The following is a 16,548-nucleotide window of genomic DNA, read 5'->3' on the forward strand; positions in this document are numbered from 1 at the left end:
CTCACTCCTCGGTGGAACGCTGGTAACGCGCCACCTCGACGAAGACGTCGGAGTTGGCCGGGTCGTCCAGCCAGGCCTGGATCTTCTCCCAGGGCGAGGTCAGCAACACGCCGTCACCGTCGGGCATCTCCACGCTGGCGCCTTCGAAGGTGCCGTGCTCCAGTTCCTGCTGCAGGCGTTCGACGTCGAGGTTGTAGACCACCAGTTCGTTGTCGGTGGTCAGCTCGAAGCCGGCGACGGCGAAGTTGGCGCCCCACTTCTTCGGCAGCCCGGCGGAGAGGTACCAGCGGCGGCCGTGGTGGGCGACGGTGAAGCCGTATTCCTGGAGGCTGTCGAGGTTGTCCTTGCTGCCCTCGTAGGTGCGGGCCTTGTACAGGTTGGAACCGGCGCGGCTGATCTCCAGGTAGAGGCGTTCGCCCCATTCGTCCTTGCGCGTCCAGTCGCCCAGCAGCGGGATCGGTGCCGGCTCGTGGGCCGGGATCGGGTCCCGCAAGGTGACCAGGCACCCGCTCAGCAGCAGGAAGGACAGGGCGACCAATGCGCGCCAGGGTTTCATTTCGCTCTCCTTGTGACCATGAAAAACCCCGCAAGACAGGTGGCCTGAATGCGGGGTCTCGTACCGTGTCCTAGAGCCCCATCACCAGATAGAGGTAGCGCTTGAGCACGGCTCGCATCTCGTCGATATCGAGGTTGTCCACCCCATCGAGCAGGCCCTGATATTCCATCCGCAGAATGATGGCCGTCAACACCTTGGCATCCTCCGCCGGCTCATCCGAACCCAGCACCTGGAAGAAGTGCTCGGCGCCCTGGGAGAGGATTCCCCGGTGGGCGTCGGCCAGCGGCCGCAGGCCCTGGTTGATCAACGCCTCCTGGCGGAACGCCTGCTCGGCCAGCAGCTGCACGCGGTTCTCGATCAGTTGGCGGCGCACGTACTGGATCGCCATCTCGACGATCTCGTCGGTCATCTGCCGCCGCGAGGCGCCGTCGCGGCTCAGCGCCGCCGCCATGGCCTGCAGGTCACCCTCGACGCTGCCCCAGAACGCGGCCATGGCTTCGGCGCTGCGTTCGACGAACTGGGCGAAGGTGTCGGTGATCAGGTCGTTGATGTCCTTGAAATAGTAGGTGGTGGCCGAAAGCGGCACTTGCGCCTCCGCCGCCACCGCGCGGTGGCGCACCGCGCGCACGCCGTCGCGCACGATGATGCGCATGGCGGCATCGAGGATCGCCTGGCGGCGTTGCTCGCTGCCCTGCCGGCTGGCCTTGCGACCCTGGTACTGGACACTTTCGGCGAGGGCGCTGGCCGCCTGGGCGGCGCTGTCGCTACGGGACGACTTGGGCAAGATTCATGGACCTCCGGGTTCGGCTGGGATGCAAGACAGTTTCGACCATTTATCCGGCTATTCAACTCATCGCCGGCCAAGAAAAAACCGCCCGAAGGCGGTTTTTCTCACACGTCAGGCCTGGGGCCGCATATGCGGGAACAGGATGACGTCACGAATAGACGGCGAATTGGTCAGCAACATCACCAGGCGATCGATACCGATGCCCTCGCCCGCGGTGGGCGGCATGCCGTACTCCAGCGCGTTGACGAAGTCGGCGTCGTAGTGCATCGCCTCGTCGTCACCGGCGTCCTTCTCCTTGACCTGCAGCATGAAGCGCTCGGCCTGGTCTTCGGCGTCGTTGAGCTCGGAGTAGGCGTTGGCGATCTCGCGGCCACCGATGAACAGCTCGAAGCGATCGGTAACGCTCGGGTCCTTGTCGTTGCGGCGGGCCAGCGGGGACACCTCGAAGGGGTACTGGGTGATGAAGTGCGGCTGCTCCAGCTTGCTCTCCACCAGTTCCTCGAAAATCATCACCTGCAGCTTGCCCAGGCCTTCGTGGCCGAGGACCTTGGCGCCGGCGGCCTTGGCGATGGCGCGGGCCTTCTCGACGTCGTTGAGGTCGGCGGCGGTGATGTCCGGGTTGTACTTGAGGATGGCGTCGAACACCGACAGGCGGGCGAAGGGCTCGCCGAAGTGGAAGACCTTGTCGCCGTAGGGCACGTCGGTGCTGCCGAGCACGGCCTGGGCCAGCTCGCGGAACAGCTCCTCGGTCAGGTCCATGTTGTCTTCGTAGTCGGCGTAGGCCTGGTAGAACTCGAGCATGGTGAACTCGGGGTTGTGTCGGGTCGAGACGCCTTCGTTACGGAAGTTGCGGTTGATCTCGAAGACCTTCTCGAAGCCACCGACCACCAGGCGCTTGAGGTACAGCTCCGGCGCGATGCGCAGGAACATGGCCATGTCCAGGGCGTTGTGGTGGGTTTCGAAGGGCTTGGCCGCCGCGCCGCCGGGGATGGTCTGCAGCATCGGGGTTTCCACTTCGAGGAAACCACGCTCGGACAGGAAGCGGCGGATGTGGGCGATGACCTGGGAGCGCACGCGGAAGGTGTGGCGGGTTTCCTCGTTGACGATCAGGTCGACGTAGCGCTGGCGGTAACGCTGCTCGGTGTCGGTCAGGCCGTGGTGCTTGTCCGGCAGCGGGCGCAGGGACTTGGTCAGCAGGCGCACGCTGGTCATGTCGACGTACAGGTCGCCCTTGCCGGAACGGGCCACGGTGCCTTCGGCGCCGATGATGTCGCCCAGGTCCCAGGTCTTGATCTCGGCCAGGGTCTCTTCCGGCAGGGTCTTGCGGTTCACGTAGACCTGCAGGCGGCTGGTGCTGTCCTGCAGGACGATGAAGGAACCACGGTTGAGCATGATGCGACCGGCGACCTTGACCGGGATGGCTGCGGCTTCCAGCTCTTCCTTGGTCTTGTCCGCGTACTGTTTCTGCAGGTCCGCGAAATAGGCGTCGCGGCGGAAGTCGTTGGGGAAGGCGATGGCCTTGGCTTCACGCACGGCGGCAAGCTTTTCCTTGCGCTGGGCGATCAGCTTGTTCTCTTCCTGTTGCAGTTCGTGCTGGTCGGGTTGTTGGTCGCTCATGGTCTTGGTGGTTCCTGCTTCGGCGTTTTGGCGCCTGGTGAAAAAGTCATCGCTGGGCAAGGGCTGTGAAGGAAAAGCGGGCGCAGGTCAGGCGATCAACGCAGCCTGACCTGCGCCCGGCCGTCTCAAAGACCTTGCTTGAGGCTCGCTTCGAGGTACTCGTTCAGATCGCCGTCCAGCACCTTGTCGCAGTCGCTGCGCTCGACGCCGGTACGCAGGTCCTTGATGCGCGACTGGTCGAGCACGTAGGAACGGATCTGGTGGCCCCAGCCGATATCGGACTTGGTGTCTTCCAGCGCCTGGGAGGCGGCGGTGCGCTTCTGCATCTCCTGCTCGTACAACCGGGCCCGCAGCATCTTCATGGCGGTGTCCTTGTTGGCGTGCTGGGAGCGTTCGTTCTGGCACGCGACCACCGTGTTGGTCGGTACGTGGGTGATACGTACCGCCGAGTCGGTGGTGTTCACGTGCTGGCCGCCCGCGCCGGAGGAGCGGTAGGTATCGATGCGCAGGTCGGCCGGGTTGATCTCGATCTCGATGTTGTCGTCGATCTCGGGGGAGACGAACACCGCGGTGAACGAGGTGTGGCGACGGTTGCCGGAGTCGAACGGGCTCTTGCGCACCAGGCGGTGCACGCCGATCTCGGTACGCAGCCAACCGAAGGCGTACTCGCCCTTGATGTGCACGGTGGCACCCTTGATGCCGGCGACTTCACCTTCGGACAGCTCGACGATCTCGGCGGCGAAGCCGTTCTTGTCGGCCCAGCGCAGGTACATGCGCAGCAGCATGTTGGCCCAGTCCTGGGCCTCGGTGCCGCCGGAACCGGCCTGGATGTCCAGGTAGGCGTTGTTGGGGTCCATCTCGCCGCTGAACATGCGGCGGAACTCGAGCTTCTCGAGGATCTCGCGCAGGCGTTCGACTTCGGTGGCGACGTCGTTCACGGCGCCTTCGTCGTTCTCCTCGACCGCCATGTCGAGCAGGTCGCGGGAGTCGGCCAGGCCGCCGGTCAGCTCATCCAGGGTCTCGACGATCTGCGCCAGTTGCGAGCGCTCGCGGCCGAGATTCTGGGCGTACTCCGGGTTGTTCCAGACGTTGGGGTCTTCGAGTTCGCGGTTTACTTCGACGAGACGATCATGCTTGTGATCGTAGTCAAAGATACCCCCGAATGGTCTGGGTGCGGTCGGAGAGGTCCTTGATGCTGTTCAGGATCGGGTTGATTTCCATGGCTGGAAGCGCTCTCAGGCAAAACTTTCGGAAAAGCCGGCGAGTATACCCGACTCGAAACCGGCCGGGCAGCCCGCCCGACCACTGTCCGCGCTAGAGCGCTTCGGCCACCGTCACCGCCCGCCAGGGCCCGGTGGAGGCGCCGCTGAGCGCCGCCCAGTACCAGGCGGAATTGTCGCTGAAGCTCTGCCCGGCGGCGTCCTCGATGTACTCGCAGACCTGCTGCGCCGGCCCACGCCCCTCGGCGACGAAACAGCGCTGCAGCCCGCGGTTGCCGGGTCGCTGGCGCAAGGCGATGGCGCGAATCACGTAACCCAGGCCCTGGTAGCAGTCGGCAGCCGGGTGCAGCTTGCGCGTGGGCGCCGTGACATGGCGCAGGGTGACCACCCGCGAGCCCGTGCTGAAGCGGGCGATGGCGCCGGGGAACTGCTCGGCGAAGCGCTGCTCCACCTTCGAGAGTGCCAGGGGGCGCAGCCGTTCGCCGTCGAAGCGCTGCGGCCATTCGACGAAGGCCGAGTCCGGCGACGCCTCCACGACAGCCCGCCCCGGCAGCGCGGCCAGCCCCAGCAACAGGAACGCCCCGGCCACCAGAGCGCGACCGCCCTGCCAGGGCGACGCCGTGGCCACGCTCGCCGCCGGCAGCGGCACGCCTGCACCCTGCCCTGCCGCCACGGTGCGCAGCACCAGCGCGCAGACGCCGACGAACACCACCAGCCCGGTGGCCTCGTGCATCCAGCCGGGCCAGCCCGCCTGCCCGGTCTCCTGCAGCACCAGCAGGGTGTTGCGCAGGCTGTTGCCCCCCAGCACCAGCAGCCCGATCCACGGCAGGCGTCGCAGGAGTTGCCCGTCGCCGAGGCGCAGCCAGGCGGCAGTGGCGAAGGCCGTGAAGTAGGCCACCCAGGCCATGTGCACGCCCGAGCAGGGCGCATCCACCATCACCAGTTGCCCGCCCACTTCCAGCGCCGTGCCCTGGCGCAGCACCTCCCGCCCCAGCCCGCGCAGCAGCCAGAGGCTGGCTTCGGCGGTGACCAGGCGCAGCGGATAGCCGGCGAAGAACTGCAGCGACGAGAGGATCGGCAGCGCCAGCAACCCCAGCCCCAGCCATGCCAGCACCGGCTGGCCCGGGCGGCGCAGCGCCAGGGTGGTGGCGATCACCGCCAGCACCGCGAGCACGCCACGCCCCAGCGCCGGGATCAGCGCGCTGCCGAGGAGCGCCAGCCCCAGCGACACCAGCAACCACCCGCGCCGGGGCACCGCCGAAAAGCCCCGGCGCTCACGCCCCAGGCCCAGCAGCAGGGCGATCAGCGCAACCACCCCGTAGGGGTCGTCCGAGCCGTCGCCCATGCGCCGCAAGCTCCACAGCCACACCGGCCACAGCGCCAGCACCGGTGGCAGCAGCCAGGCCCAGCCCGGCAGTGCGCGAGCCTTCACCCCCGCACCTGGCGGCGCGTCGCCCAGCCCATGCCCAGCAACGCCAGTGCCAGCATCGCCCAGGTGCCCGGCTCCGGCGTGCTCGATACCTGCAGGGCGGCGGTGGCGGGAGCCGCGCCGGCGGTGCCGATGGCCTGCGCACTCACACCCTGGGGCAACGGCAGCGGCTGCTTGACCGTGGTGCTGCCGGCGGGGTCGGGGTTACGCACCACCTGGTCCACCGCGATGAACGAGGTGTAGGGGGTCAGCAGGCCGTACTTCAGACCGAGGTCGAGGATCTGCTGGCTGTAGCCGAAGCCGCCGTCCAGGCTTTCCTGGTCCACCAGCGAGGCGATGCGGTGCCGCGCCCACAGATGGGTCAACGCCTGGTCACCCTCGATCACCTTGCCCGCCTCGATCGGCACCTCGGTGCGCCACGGGCCGCTGGCGGCCATACCTTCGGCCTGCAGCACGCCACGGGGCTCGCCGCGCCACTTGCCGAACATCACCAGCGGGCGCTGGGCGAACAGGTCCGGCAGCGCCACCGGTTCGACGTCGTAGGTTTCCAGGCCGCTGAACGACAGCTTCGGGTGCACCAGCACGGGCGAGTCGATCATCCGCCGCAGGCGCTCGGCTTCGGCCTGCGCCGAGCTGTCGTCGAGCACCACGAAGGGCTCGCCCTGCCCGGCCCGGGCCAGGCCCTCGATCAGCTCGCGGTTCACCGAGCTGCCGATGCCGAAGGCGAACAGGTTGGCCTTGCCGAGGTTCTTGCGCACCAGCTCGAAGGCCTCGGTTTCCACCGTCACGTAGCCATCGGTGACCACCACGAAGCTGCGCGAGCGCTCGGCATCCGCCGGCATCGCCAGCGCCTGGCGCAAGGCCGGCAGCAGCTCGGTGCCGCCGCTGCCCATCTGGGTGTCGAGCATCACCAGCGCCTGCTCGATGTTGGCCTTGGTGGCTGGCTGCGACTGCGGCGCCAGCAGGCTGCTGCTGCCGGAGAACAGCAGCACGTTGAAGCTGTCCACCGGGCGCAGGCCGCCGACCAGGCGGCGCAGCAGGACCTTGGTGGTATCCAGCGGGAAGCCGTGCATGGAGCCGGAGATATCCACCACGAAGATGTACTCGCGCGGCACGATGCTGCCGGGCTTCACCGCGGCCGGCGGCGCCACCATGGCCAGGAAGAAGTTCTCCTCGGCGCCACGGGCGAGCAGCACGCCGCTCTCGAACACCTCGCTGCCCAGGCGGTAGTCGAGGATGAAGTCGCGGTCGTTGCCCGGCCCCTGCCCCTCCTCCAGGGTCACCCGGGTGTGCCGGGGCGCGACCACCTGCCGGACGATGCGATGGGTGCGCGAGGCGACCTCGCCGATGGCGGTGGGCGACTGCAGGTCGACCTGCATCGAGAAGGCGCTGCGACCGGGGTCGCCCTCGGCCAGGTGCGGCGTGGAGCTCCACGCCTCGGCCTTGTGGCTCTCCTGCCCCGGCGCGCCGTTGTAGCGCGGCCCGACCACGGTCGGGAAGACGAAGTGGTAGGTGCCGTCGGTGGGCAGCAGCAGCTCGGTGTAGCGCAGCTCCACGTCCACCACGTCGCCCGGGAGGATATTGGCCACGCTCATCTGGAACACATTGGCGCGCTCCTGCTCCAGCAGCGCGGCGGTCTTGCCAGCGCTCTTCGCCTCCTGGTACTCGCGCTGGGCGCTCTGCTTCTCGCGGATCTGCGCCTGCAGCTCACGGTCGCCCAGGCGCACGGTCAGGCCGTGCACCGCCGCACGGGTGGAGCCGGGGAACACATAGCGCGCCTCCAGGGCCCGCGCCCCCTCGTTGCGGTACTGCTGGATGACCTTGACGTTGGCGATCACGCCCAGCACCTGCACCTCCACGCGGGTGGACTTCAGCGGCAGGCCGTCGACGCCCGGCTCGGCGTTGTCCACGGCGAAATAGGGGCTCTCGCCGCGCTCCGAGGCATCCTCGGCCAGGCACGGTGCCACGCCGACCAGGGCGAGGAACAACGCCAGCAGCCAGCGGCCGGGCGAAAGGGAAGGCAGGGACAGGCGATACATGCGGCGCACTCCAGGAAAAATGTTCGTGCAGCCATGTTCCCGCCCCTGTGTGGACGCAATTTGCAGCGCCCGTGGAGATTGTGTGGAAATGGCCCCGCCGCCGCTGGGCTAAGCTTTCAGTGCGGCCCCGCAGCCCTCGCCCGCCCTCCGGAGATTCCCCATGCAAGCCACGCACAGCCTGCGCAGCCGTATCGCCCTGCTCGTCGCCCTGCTGGTAGGCGCGCTGTGCTGGCTGCTGGGCACCCTGATCGGCCACGACTCCAGCCTGCGCATGCGCGAGGAGATCGGCCAGGACCTGGCGGAAGTCTCCTTCCAGATGATCGACCGCCTGGACCGCGACATGGCCGACCGCGCCAAGGTGCTGCAGGTGTTCAGCCAGCTGCGCGCATTGCGCCAGCCCGACGACATCGCCCAGGTCCGCGGCCTGCTCGACAGCCTGCAGCACGAACTGCACGAGATCGCCTGGATCGGCTACACCGACCCGGCCGGCACCGTGCTGGCCTCCAGCAACGGCGTACTCGAAGGCGCCAGCCTCAGCCAGCGCCCGGTGTACATCAACGGCATCAAGGGCCTGTTCATCGGCGACGTGCACGAAGCCGTGCTGCTGGCCAAGCTGCTGCCCAACCCCACCGGCGAGGCGATGAAGTTCGTCGACATCGCCATGCCGGTGAAGGGCCTGGACGGCGCCACGGTCGGGGTGCTCGCCTCGCACCTGTCCTGGGCCTGGGCCGACGATGTGCGCCGCTCGCTGCTCGAACCCATGCAGCAACGGCGCAAGGTCGAGTTCTTCATCATCGGCAGCGACCGCACCGTGCTCCTCGGCCCGCGCGCCATGATCGGTCAGCGCCTGCACCTGGCCGCCCTCGACCAGGGCGACACCCACTACTGGCGGGTTCAGGAATGGCCCGATGGCGGCACCTGGCTCACCGGTTTCGCCCGCAGCACCGGCTACCAGGACTACAAGGGCCTGGGCTGGACGGTGATCGCCCGGCAATCGGTCGAGGAAGCCTTCGCCCCCTCGGTGGAACTGCAGCGCGACATCTATATCTGGGGCGCGGCCCTGGCGGTGATCTTCGCCTTCATCGGCTGGGTCCTGGCCGGGCGCATCACCCGGCCGCTGCGGGAGATCGCCGCCGCGGCGGACCGCCTGCGAGCCGGCGAGATCGCGGTGATACCCGACGACCAGGGCACCCGCGAGATCCGCACCCTCAGCCAATCGATCCGCCAGTTGGTGGAAAGCCTGACCCAGCAGCAGAACGCCCTGGGCCTGATGGAAAGCCTCGCCCACCACGACCCGCTCACCGGCCTGCCCAACCGCACCGCCCTGGAAAAACACCTGCCCCGCGTGCAGCAGCGCAGCCAGCTGGGCAAGAGCTCCCTGGCCCTGCTCTACCTCGACCTGGACGGTTTCAAGCCGGTCAACGACAACCACGGCCACTCGGTGGGCGACCAGGTACTGCGCGAGGCCGCCGCCCGCATGCGCGCCAGCCTGCGCGAAGGCGACCTGGTGGCGCGGCTTGGCGGGGACGAGTTCCTGATGATCCTCCAGGTCCCGGAAGGCGAGGCCGCCCAGCAGGCCCGCCAGGTGGCGCTGCGTACCCTGCAGTCACTGGGCGACCCCATCCAGCTGGGCGAACTGCGCCTGAACATCGGCTGCAGCATCGGCGGCGCCCTCTGGCCCCAGGACTCCGCGCAATTGGGCGAGGCCCTGGAGCTGGCCGACCAGGCGCTCTACCGCGCCAAGCACGAAGGACGCAACCGGGTGGTGTTCCATGGCGCGCGGCCGCCGCAGGGCGAGCGCTCGGCGTGAAGGCCACGGGAATCGGGGAGACCGGCATTCGCCCCGCGCAGAGCGGCGGCGCCAGATGCCGCCTGGCGACCGAAGTCGCCCCTGCAAGGTCGGCCCACCCTGTGGACCTGATCGATACCTAGGGTGGAGGTCGCCTTTTACCTACACCGGCTTTTTCGAGGCGCCGCATCGACGGGCGTACTGCAAAAGGACGATGCGCCCGGGGAAGACCGTTCGCGAATGAGTCCGCCCCCACGAGAGCGGGGCGGTTCTCCCGGCGGCGCACGAAATGGCTATGTGCCGGGCGCATCGGCAACCAGCCCCACCTGGTTGCGACCGTTGTTCTTGGCCGTGTAGAGCCCCTGGTCGGCGAGATCCACCAGCAACAGCGATACCTGGCCAGCCTTGGGCGTGAGGGTCGAGACGCCGATGCTCACGCTCAGCGAGGCCCCGTCCTGGGGCAGGTCATGGGGGATGGCCAGAGCCTCTACCGCACGCCGTACCTTTTCCGCCAGCAGGCGGGCGCCGCCGCTGGAAGTGCCCGGCAGGACCATGGCGAACTCCTCGCCGCCATAGCGCGCGGCCAGGTCGGAGGAACGCGTGCAGGACTCGCGCAGGGTCTCGGCCACGCGGCGCAGGGCATCATCCCCGGCGACATGGCCGAAGTGATCGTTGTAGCCCTTGAAATAGTCCACATCGATCATCAGCAGGGACAACGAGGTCTGCTCGCGGAAGGCACGGCGCCATTCCATTTCCAGGTACTCGTCGAAGTGACGGCGGTTGGACAGGCCGGTGAGGCCGTCGGAGTTCATCAGCCGCTGCAGCACCAGGTTGGCCTCCAGCAACTGCTGCTGGCTCTCGCGCAGGGCACGGTAGGCCTCGTCGCGCTGTTGCAGGGCGAGGTAGGAGCGCGAGTGGTAGCGGATGCGTGCCACCAGCTCGATGGAGTCGGGCAGCTTGACCAGGTAGTCGTTGGCGCCGGCGGCGAATGCGGTGCTCTTGACCGCGGCGTCGTCACGGGTCGACAGCACGATGATGGGCACGTCACGCAGCTCGGCGGCGGCGCGATAGTCGGCCAGCAGGCTGATGCCGTCCACGCCGGGCATCACCAGGTCCTGGAGGATCACCGTCGGCCTTATCTGCCGGGCGACCTCGACGGCCGTCTGCGGGTCCGCACAGAAATGGAAGTCGATTCCGGCTTCATCGGCCAGGGCGCGGCGCAACGCCTCGCCGATCATCGCCTGATCATCGACCAGCAGCACCATCACCTTGTTCTCGGTAATCGAGTGCATTTCGGCCTGATTGCGATAGGGGTAATGCATAACGTTCTCCGGGCCCACGGGCCTTACGCGACACGCACACTGCATCGAGTGCGCGGCCCATGATAATGCGTGTCACAGGTAGGCCGCCGCCAAAAAATACTGTCGCCCCGGGCAGCCATCATCGCGAGAACGCTTCCACGAGCCTCGGTGCGATCCGCTGCAAGGGCAGGATTTCCACGGCGGCATCCAGCGCTGCCGCCGCCTTGGGCATGCCGTATACGGCGCTGCTCGCCTGGTCCTGGGCAATGGTGAGAAAGCCCCGGTCACGCATGGCCTTGAGCCCCTGCGCACCATCGCGGCCCATGCCGGTGAGCAACACGCCCACCGCATCGCCCCGCCAATGCGCCACCAGGCTGTCGAAGAACACGTCGATGGAAGGCCGGTAGACGTGGCTGCGAGGCTCCTCGGTATAGGCCAGCTCACCATTGCGCAGCAGGCGCATGTGGTTATTGGTGCCCGCCAGCATCACGTGGCCGGGTTGCGGCTGATCGCCCTCGCGAGCCAGGCGCACCGGCAGGCTGGACTCGCTGCCCAGCCACTCGGCCATGCCGGCGGCGAAGGTCTCGTCGACGTGCTGCACCAGCATCACCGCCGGCGCGAAGTCGGCCGGCAACTGCTTGAGCAACTGCGCCAGGGACGCGGGCCCGCCGGCCGAGGCACCGATGGCCACCAACTGCCGGCACGAGGGCTCGCGAGCCCCGCGACTGCCCACGCGCTGCCCGATCAGCCAGCCTATGTTCTGTATCTTGCGCAGCAGTGCCGAGGCGTCGCGCTCGTGGTCGGCGCCCAGGGCGGGCGTGTCCACGGCGTCCAGGGCGCCCTGGCCCATCGCCTCGAACACACGGTGGATGTTCTGCTCCTTGTCGACGGTGACGATGAGGATGGCGCAGGGGGATTGGGCCATGATCCGCCGGGTCGCCTCGGTGCCATCCATCTCCGGCATCAGCAGGTCCATCAGCACCAGGTCCGGGGTGTCTTCCTGGCAGAAACGCACCGCTTCGGCGCCGTTGCCCGCGATCCAGACGATCTGGTGAGCCGGCTCGCGGGCCAGGGCGCGACGCAGCGCCTCGACCGCCAGGGGCATGTCATTGGCGATTCCTATCCTCATCCCTGTGCCTCTCCGATCAGCACGACCACCGCGTCAAGCAACGCCTCGTCGTGGAAACTGGCCTTGGCCAGATAGTAGTCGGCGCCGGCATCCAGGCCACGGCGCCGGTCTTCTTCACGGTCCTTGTAGGACACCACCATCACCGGCAGCGATTGCAGCCGGCTGTCGCGGCGCACCAGGGTCACCAGCTCGATGCCGTCCATGCGCGGCATGTCGATGTCGGTGATCAGCAGGTCGAAGGCTTCCGAACGCAATGCGTTCCAGCCGTCCATGCCATCCACCGCCACCGCCACTTCGTAGCCACGGCCGAGCAGCAGCTTGCGCTCCAGCTCGCGCACGGTGAGCGAGTCATCCACCACCAGCACCCGCTTGCGTCGATGGCCGGCGCCCTGCCGGGACAGGCCGCCGACACGTTCCAGGCGGCCGCTGCCGAGCAGCTTGCCGACCGACTTGAGCATGTCCTCGACATCGAGGATCAGCACCGGCGTGCCATCGTCCAGCAGCGCGCCGGCGGAAACGTCCTGGACCTTGCCCAGGCGCGGGTCCAGCGGCATCACCACCAGGGTGCGCTCGCCGATGAAGCGGTCGACGACGATGCCGTAGAGCGCCTCACGCTCCCGCACCAGCACCACCGCCAGGCCGTCCCCGCCGGCATCGCCCTCCGGGCGTTGCAATATCTGGCTGGCGGCTACCAGGCCGACATGCCGCTCTTCATGCCAGAAATGCTGGCGGCCTTCGAGTTGCACCAAGGCCTCGGCGGGCACGCGGGTCATGCGCTCGATGTGCGCCAGGGGGAAGGCATAGGCCTCGCCGCCGATTTCCACGACCAGGCTGCGTACCACCGACAGGGTCAGCGGCACCTCCAGATGAAAGCGGGTGCCTTCGCCCTGGCGCTGCTCCATGCGCACGCCACCGCGCAACTGACGGACCATGTGCTGCACGGCATCCAGCCCGACACCGCGACCGGACACCTCGGTGACCTGCCCGCGCATGCTGAAGCCGGGCAGGAAGAGGAAGGCCAGCAGTTCCTCCTCGCTCAGTCGCGCGCCGGTCTCGGCGTTGGCGAAGCCGCGTTCGATGACCGCAGCACGCAGGCGCTCCAGGTCGACCCCGGCGCCATCGTCACGCAGCTCCAGCACCAGCATGCCGGCGTGGTGGCGCGCGCTGAGGAGGATGCGCCCTTCCTCCGGCTTGCCACGGGCGATTCGCTGCGCGGGGCTCTCGATGCCATGGTCCACGGCATTGCGCAGCAGGTGGGTGAGCGGCGCTTCGAGCTTCTCCAGCACATCGCGGTCGACCTGGGTGTTCTCGCCTTCTATGTCCAGGCGCACCTGCTTGCCGAGGGAACGGCCGAGATCGCGCAGCATGCGGGCCTGGCCGACGAGCACATCGGCGAACGGGCGCATGCGCGAGGCCAGCGCAGCGTCGTACATCAACTGCGCGCGCTGGCCACCCTGCCAGCCGAACTCATCGAGGTCGGCCATGTGCCGGGCGAGCATCTGCTGGCACTCGCCGAGCAACTGCCTGGCCTCGGCCAGCATGGCGCGGGAGGGGGCGTCCATAGCGTCGTCCTGCACCGCCTCGCGCACCCCGTCGAGCGTGCGTGCCGCGCTGGCCTGCAGGCGCTTGAGGCGCTGCAACGCATCCCCCAGGGGCTTGATGCGCTGGAACTCCACCAGCGACTTGCTGGAGATATCCAGCAGGTGATCGAGGCGTTCGGCGCTCACCCGCAGCACCCGGTCCCGGCTCTCGCCGGTCGCTGGAGCGGATGCCAGGTGCTCCTCCTCGGGTGCCGCCACGGTGGGCAGGACCACGGATTCGGCAACCGGCTCGTAGCGGGCGCCCGGCTCGCGAGGGGCCACGCGCTGCCCGCTGGCCAAGGCCTGCAGACGCTCCACCAGGGCATCGATCTGCGCGCGACCGTCCTTGTCGGCCCAGTCGGCACCCGCCGCCGAGCCCAGGCGCAGCAGCAGGTCGGAGCCCTGCAACAACGCGTCGACATGCTCGGACTGCAACTGCAGGCGCCCCTCCTGGGCGCCCACCAGGCAGTCTTCCATCACGTGGGCGATGCGCACGCCAGCCTCGATGCCGACGATGCGCGCAGCCCCCTTGAGCGAGTGGGCGGCGCGCATGCAGGCTTCGAGCTGGTCGGCCTGGCGCGGGTTGCGCTCCAGCACCATCAGCCCACTACTGAGCACCTGGGTCTGCGCCTCGGCCTCCAGCTTGAACAGTTCCAGCAACGACGCATCGCGCATCTGGTCCGGGGTCATCCGAGGCTCCTGGCGATGGCCTGCTGCAGCATCGCCTCGTCCAGCAGGGTGATACTGCGCCCTCGCCACTGCACCACGCCGGCGGCGAAGGGGCGGGCTACCTGGGCGGTGCCGCGGCCCCCTTCCAGCACGGCGTGCAGGGGGATGGCATGAATCCCGTCGACCTCATCCACCGGCGTCACCACGGGGCCGTCCCCGCTGGCGACGATGAGCATGCGCGGCACCACGCGGCGCTCCGTCACCACGCCGCCCCCCGCTTCCAGGCCAAGCACTTCCACCAGCGACAGGCAGGCGACCAGCGCGCCGCGCACGTTGGTTACCCCGAGCAGGCCGAGGGAGCGCTGGTGCGGCAGGGAGTGGATCAACGACTGGGGCGCCACTTCGACCAGCTGTCGCGTGGCGAGCCCCAGCCAGGCGTCCCCGAGACGGAAGACCAGCGTCGAACGGGTCTCGCCGAGGTCCTCCTCAGCGGACGCCTGCTCCTCTTCCACCTCGCGGTGCAGCGCATAGCGGTCCAGCAGCCGGGTGGCCGCCAGCGCATGCACCTCGCAGTTGCGGCAGTGGATATGCGCCTGCAGGCGTTCGCAGCTCTTGTCGCCGTGCACGCCGATACGGTTCCAGCAGTCGTCGATGGGCGCCTGCGTGCTGTCGTCGAGGCGTATGACGCGGCTATCGATCATGGTCGCTCACTCCACGGCTGGCGCGCTCTTGCAACCGCCTGGCCCCCGCCAGGTCGCCGCGCGCGGCGAGCAGCGCCGCCAGGTGGGCCAGGGCCTCGGCATGCCCGGGCTCCAGGTAGAGGGTCTTGCGGTAGTAGTCCTGCGCCTCGCGCTGCTGGCCGGCCACATCGCAGAGCAGGCCCAGCCAGTAGAACACCGCCGCCGAAGGGCCATGGGCGGCCAGGTGGCGCTCGCAGGCGGCGCGGGCCTCGATGCTGTTGCCGCCGTTGGCCAGCCGGGCGATCTCCAACAGCTCGCCAGCGGCCTCCTGGCCGCGCCCGACCGGTGCCGGGCGCGGGGCAACGGGCGCCGGGCGGAACGCTGGCGGGGCAGCCCTTCGTGGGGCAGGGGCCGGGGCAGGCACCGGAGCGGAAGCGACCCGTGGACTCGGCGCGACGGCGCGTGGCGCCCTGGCCACGCCCGCCAGGAACACGAAAGACTGCGGCAGATCCAGCGCACGCATGCCGTCCTGGCTCAGCAGGCTGGCTTCGGCAGGACCGACGAACAGCGCCCCGTCAGGACACATCAGACGCTTGAGCACCGCCAACACCTGGCTTTGGGTGGGCCGGTCGAAGTAGATCAGCAGGTTGCGACAGAACACGAAGTCATAGGGCGCCTCGCCCGCCAACAGGCCCGGCCCCAGCAGGTTGCCGTGGCGGAAGTTCACCTTGCGCCGGACCTGCTCGGTGAGGACGTGGCCCTCCTCGACGGCCAGGAAGTGGCGATCACGGAAGCCCAGTTCCTCGCCACGGAACGAGTTGCGCCCGTAGACGGCCTGGCGCGCGCGCTCCAGCACCTTCTCGCTGACGTCCAGCGCATCCACCTGGAATAGTGCCGGGGCAAAGCCTGCATCGAGCAGCGCCATGACGATGGAGTACGGCTCCTCGCCACTGGAGCAGGGCAGGCTCAGCACCCGCAGCGGGCGCCCGGAGGCGAGGCGCGGCAGGCGCTCGAAGGCCAGCCGGGCCAGGGCCACGAAAGACTCGGGGTAGCGGAAGAACCAGGTCTCGGGGACCACGACGGCCTCGACCAGGGCCTGCTGCTCGCCGTGGGACGATTCCAGGCTCAGCCAGTACTCGTCCACGTCCCGGCAACCACTGGCCTGCATGCGCAGGCGTATGGCGCGCTCCACCAGCTCGCGGCCGACCGATTCGACGTCAAGGCCGATGCGCTCCTTGAGCAGACGCTCGAAGCGCGGGGTCATGATGCGGCCTCCGCATCGGCCGGGAACAGCAGCGCGCGTGCCTCTTCACCGAGCAGCTCGGCGATCTCGACACGCTGCACCAGCCCTTGTGCAGTGCGGAAAACCGGCCCCAGGTAACGCGCCTCGCCCCCATCCAGCCCGTAGTCCTGGAACGCCTCGGGTTGGCAGCGCAGGGTCTCGGTGGCCTGCTCCAGGACCAGGCCGAGGCTATGTCCGGCGTAGCGCACCATCACCAGCCGGGTACTGGTACGCGGGCGGGCGGGCTCGTCGAAAGCCAGGGCGCCGAGATCCAGAACCGGCACTGGTGTACCGCGCCAGTCGAAGACGCCGGCCACCCAGGCAGGCGCCTCGGGCAGGCGCTTGAGACGGCGCAGGGGCATCACCTCCAGCACGTCGCGTACGTCCAGGGCATAGCGGTCGCTGCCCATGCCGAACAGCAGGTAGAGCTGCCCACGACGGGGCTGCTGGCCAGTCGCGCGGGTCGTCAT

The 16,548-nt window shown here is 68.6% G+C and carries 13 protein-coding genes; 1 reads left to right on the top strand and 12 read right to left on the bottom strand.

Annotated features, from left to right (window positions below):
- Position 1 precedes the first annotated feature (1 nt).
- The 6 genes from DMX10_RS17690 to DMX10_RS17715 all read right to left on the bottom strand — a co-directional run bounded on the left by DMX10_RS17690 (position 2) and on the right by DMX10_RS17715 (position 7,648).
- Positions 2-556 carry a hypothetical protein gene (locus DMX10_RS17690; RefSeq protein ID WP_111262302.1) on the bottom strand — a complete coding sequence of 185 codons (555 nt, stop codon included), beginning with the start codon at positions 554-556 and terminating at the stop codon, positions 2-4.
- A gap of 70 nt (positions 557-626) precedes the next feature.
- Positions 627-1,340 carry a TetR/AcrR family transcriptional regulator gene (locus DMX10_RS17695; RefSeq protein ID WP_111262303.1) on the bottom strand — a complete coding sequence of 238 codons (714 nt, stop codon included), beginning with the start codon at positions 1,338-1,340 and terminating at the stop codon, positions 627-629.
- Positions 1,341-1,454: 114 nt separating this feature from the next.
- Positions 1,455-2,960, bottom strand: a complete 1,506-nt coding sequence (lysS, locus tag DMX10_RS17700; protein ID WP_111262304.1) for a lysine--tRNA ligase — start codon at positions 2,958-2,960, stop codon at positions 1,455-1,457.
- Between the two features lie 125 nt (positions 2,961-3,085).
- Positions 3,086-4,181 (bottom strand): peptide chain release factor 2 gene (prfB, locus tag DMX10_RS17705; protein ID WP_111262305.1). Its coding sequence is split into 2 segments (ribosomal slippage): positions 3,086-4,108 and positions 4,110-4,181, totalling 1,095 coding nucleotides; the frame shifts between segments, so codons are not numbered across the junction.
- A gap of 93 nt (positions 4,182-4,274) precedes the next feature.
- Complete coding sequence (gene xrtQ / locus DMX10_RS33450; protein ID WP_111262306.1) at positions 4,275-5,612, bottom strand: exosortase Q; 1,338 nt, start codon at positions 5,610-5,612, stop codon at positions 4,275-4,277.
- On the bottom strand, positions 5,609-7,648 hold the full coding sequence (locus DMX10_RS17715; protein WP_111262307.1) for a VIT and VWA domain-containing protein: 2,040 nt from the start codon (positions 7,646-7,648) through the stop codon (positions 5,609-5,611). The genes xrtQ and DMX10_RS17715 overlap by 4 nt, the downstream gene beginning before the upstream one ends.
- Before the next feature lie 160 nt (positions 7,649-7,808).
- Between DMX10_RS17715 and DMX10_RS17720 the strand changes: the two genes are divergently transcribed.
- The gene (locus DMX10_RS17720; RefSeq protein WP_111262308.1) at positions 7,809-9,458 is read left to right on the top strand and encodes a GGDEF domain-containing protein; all 1,650 of its coding nucleotides are present in this window, start codon (positions 7,809-7,811) and stop codon (positions 9,456-9,458) included.
- Positions 9,459-9,730: 272 nt separating this feature from the next.
- Here DMX10_RS17720 and DMX10_RS17725 read toward each other — a convergent pair whose 3' ends face one another.
- The 6 genes from DMX10_RS17725 to DMX10_RS17750 form a co-directional block, all read right to left on the bottom strand.
- Positions 9,731-10,759, bottom strand: a complete 1,029-nt coding sequence (locus DMX10_RS17725) for a diguanylate cyclase (protein WP_111262309.1) — start codon at positions 10,757-10,759, stop codon at positions 9,731-9,733.
- Positions 10,760-10,877: 118 nt separating this feature from the next.
- On the bottom strand, positions 10,878-11,867 hold the full coding sequence (locus DMX10_RS17730; protein ID WP_111262310.1) for a chemotaxis response regulator protein-glutamate methylesterase: 990 nt from the start codon (positions 11,865-11,867) through the stop codon (positions 10,878-10,880).
- Positions 11,864-14,137 carry a hybrid sensor histidine kinase/response regulator gene (locus DMX10_RS17735; RefSeq protein ID WP_111262311.1) on the bottom strand — a complete coding sequence of 758 codons (2,274 nt, stop codon included), beginning with the start codon at positions 14,135-14,137 and terminating at the stop codon, positions 11,864-11,866. The genes DMX10_RS17730 and DMX10_RS17735 overlap by 4 nt, the downstream gene beginning before the upstream one ends.
- Positions 14,134-14,817 carry a chemotaxis protein CheW gene (locus DMX10_RS17740; protein WP_111262312.1) on the bottom strand — a complete coding sequence of 228 codons (684 nt, stop codon included), beginning with the start codon at positions 14,815-14,817 and terminating at the stop codon, positions 14,134-14,136. Before DMX10_RS17740 ends, DMX10_RS17735 begins: the two co-directional genes overlap by 4 nt.
- Positions 14,807-16,060, bottom strand: coding sequence for a protein-glutamate O-methyltransferase CheR (locus tag DMX10_RS17745; RefSeq protein WP_111262313.1), 1,254 nt, complete (start codon positions 16,058-16,060; stop codon positions 14,807-14,809). The genes DMX10_RS17740 and DMX10_RS17745 overlap by 11 nt, the downstream gene beginning before the upstream one ends.
- Entirely contained in the window at positions 16,057-16,548 is a 492-nt protein-coding gene (locus tag DMX10_RS17750) for a chemotaxis protein CheW (RefSeq protein WP_111262314.1), read from the bottom strand. Before DMX10_RS17750 ends, DMX10_RS17745 begins: the two co-directional genes overlap by 4 nt.

Origin of the sequence: Pseudomonas sp. 57B-090624, assembly GCF_003234055.1 — a bacterium.
GTDB classification, from domain to species: Bacteria; Pseudomonadota; Gammaproteobacteria; order Pseudomonadales; family Pseudomonadaceae; genus Metapseudomonas; species Metapseudomonas tohonis.

Coding starts and splice junctions, on each gene's coding strand:
- DMX10_RS17690 (WP_111262302.1), bottom strand. CDS start 556: ATGAAACCCTGGCGCGCATTGGTCGCCCTGTCCTTCCTGCTGCTGAGC.
- lysS (WP_111262304.1), bottom strand. CDS start 2,960: ATGAGCGACCAACAACCCGACCAGCACGAACTGCAACAGGAAGAGAAC.
- DMX10_RS17715 (WP_111262307.1), bottom strand. CDS start 7,648: ATGTATCGCCTGTCCCTGCCTTCCCTTTCGCCCGGCCGCTGGCTGCTG.
- DMX10_RS17720 (WP_111262308.1), top strand. CDS start 7,809: ATGCAAGCCACGCACAGCCTGCGCAGCCGTATCGCCCTGCTCGTCGCC.
- DMX10_RS17725 (WP_111262309.1), bottom strand. CDS start 10,759: ATGCATTACCCCTATCGCAATCAGGCCGAAATGCACTCGATTACCGAG.
- DMX10_RS17730 (WP_111262310.1), bottom strand. CDS start 11,867: ATGAGGATAGGAATCGCCAATGACATGCCCCTGGCGGTCGAGGCGCTG.
- DMX10_RS17735 (WP_111262311.1), bottom strand. CDS start 14,137: ATGACCCCGGACCAGATGCGCGATGCGTCGTTGCTGGAACTGTTCAAG.
- DMX10_RS17740 (WP_111262312.1), bottom strand. CDS start 14,817: ATGATCGATAGCCGCGTCATACGCCTCGACGACAGCACGCAGGCGCCC.
- DMX10_RS17745 (WP_111262313.1), bottom strand. CDS start 16,060: ATGACCCCGCGCTTCGAGCGTCTGCTCAAGGAGCGCATCGGCCTTGAC.
- DMX10_RS17750 (WP_111262314.1), bottom strand. CDS start 16,548: ATGACGACCCGCGCGACTGGCCAGCAGCCCCGTCGTGGGCAGCTCTAC.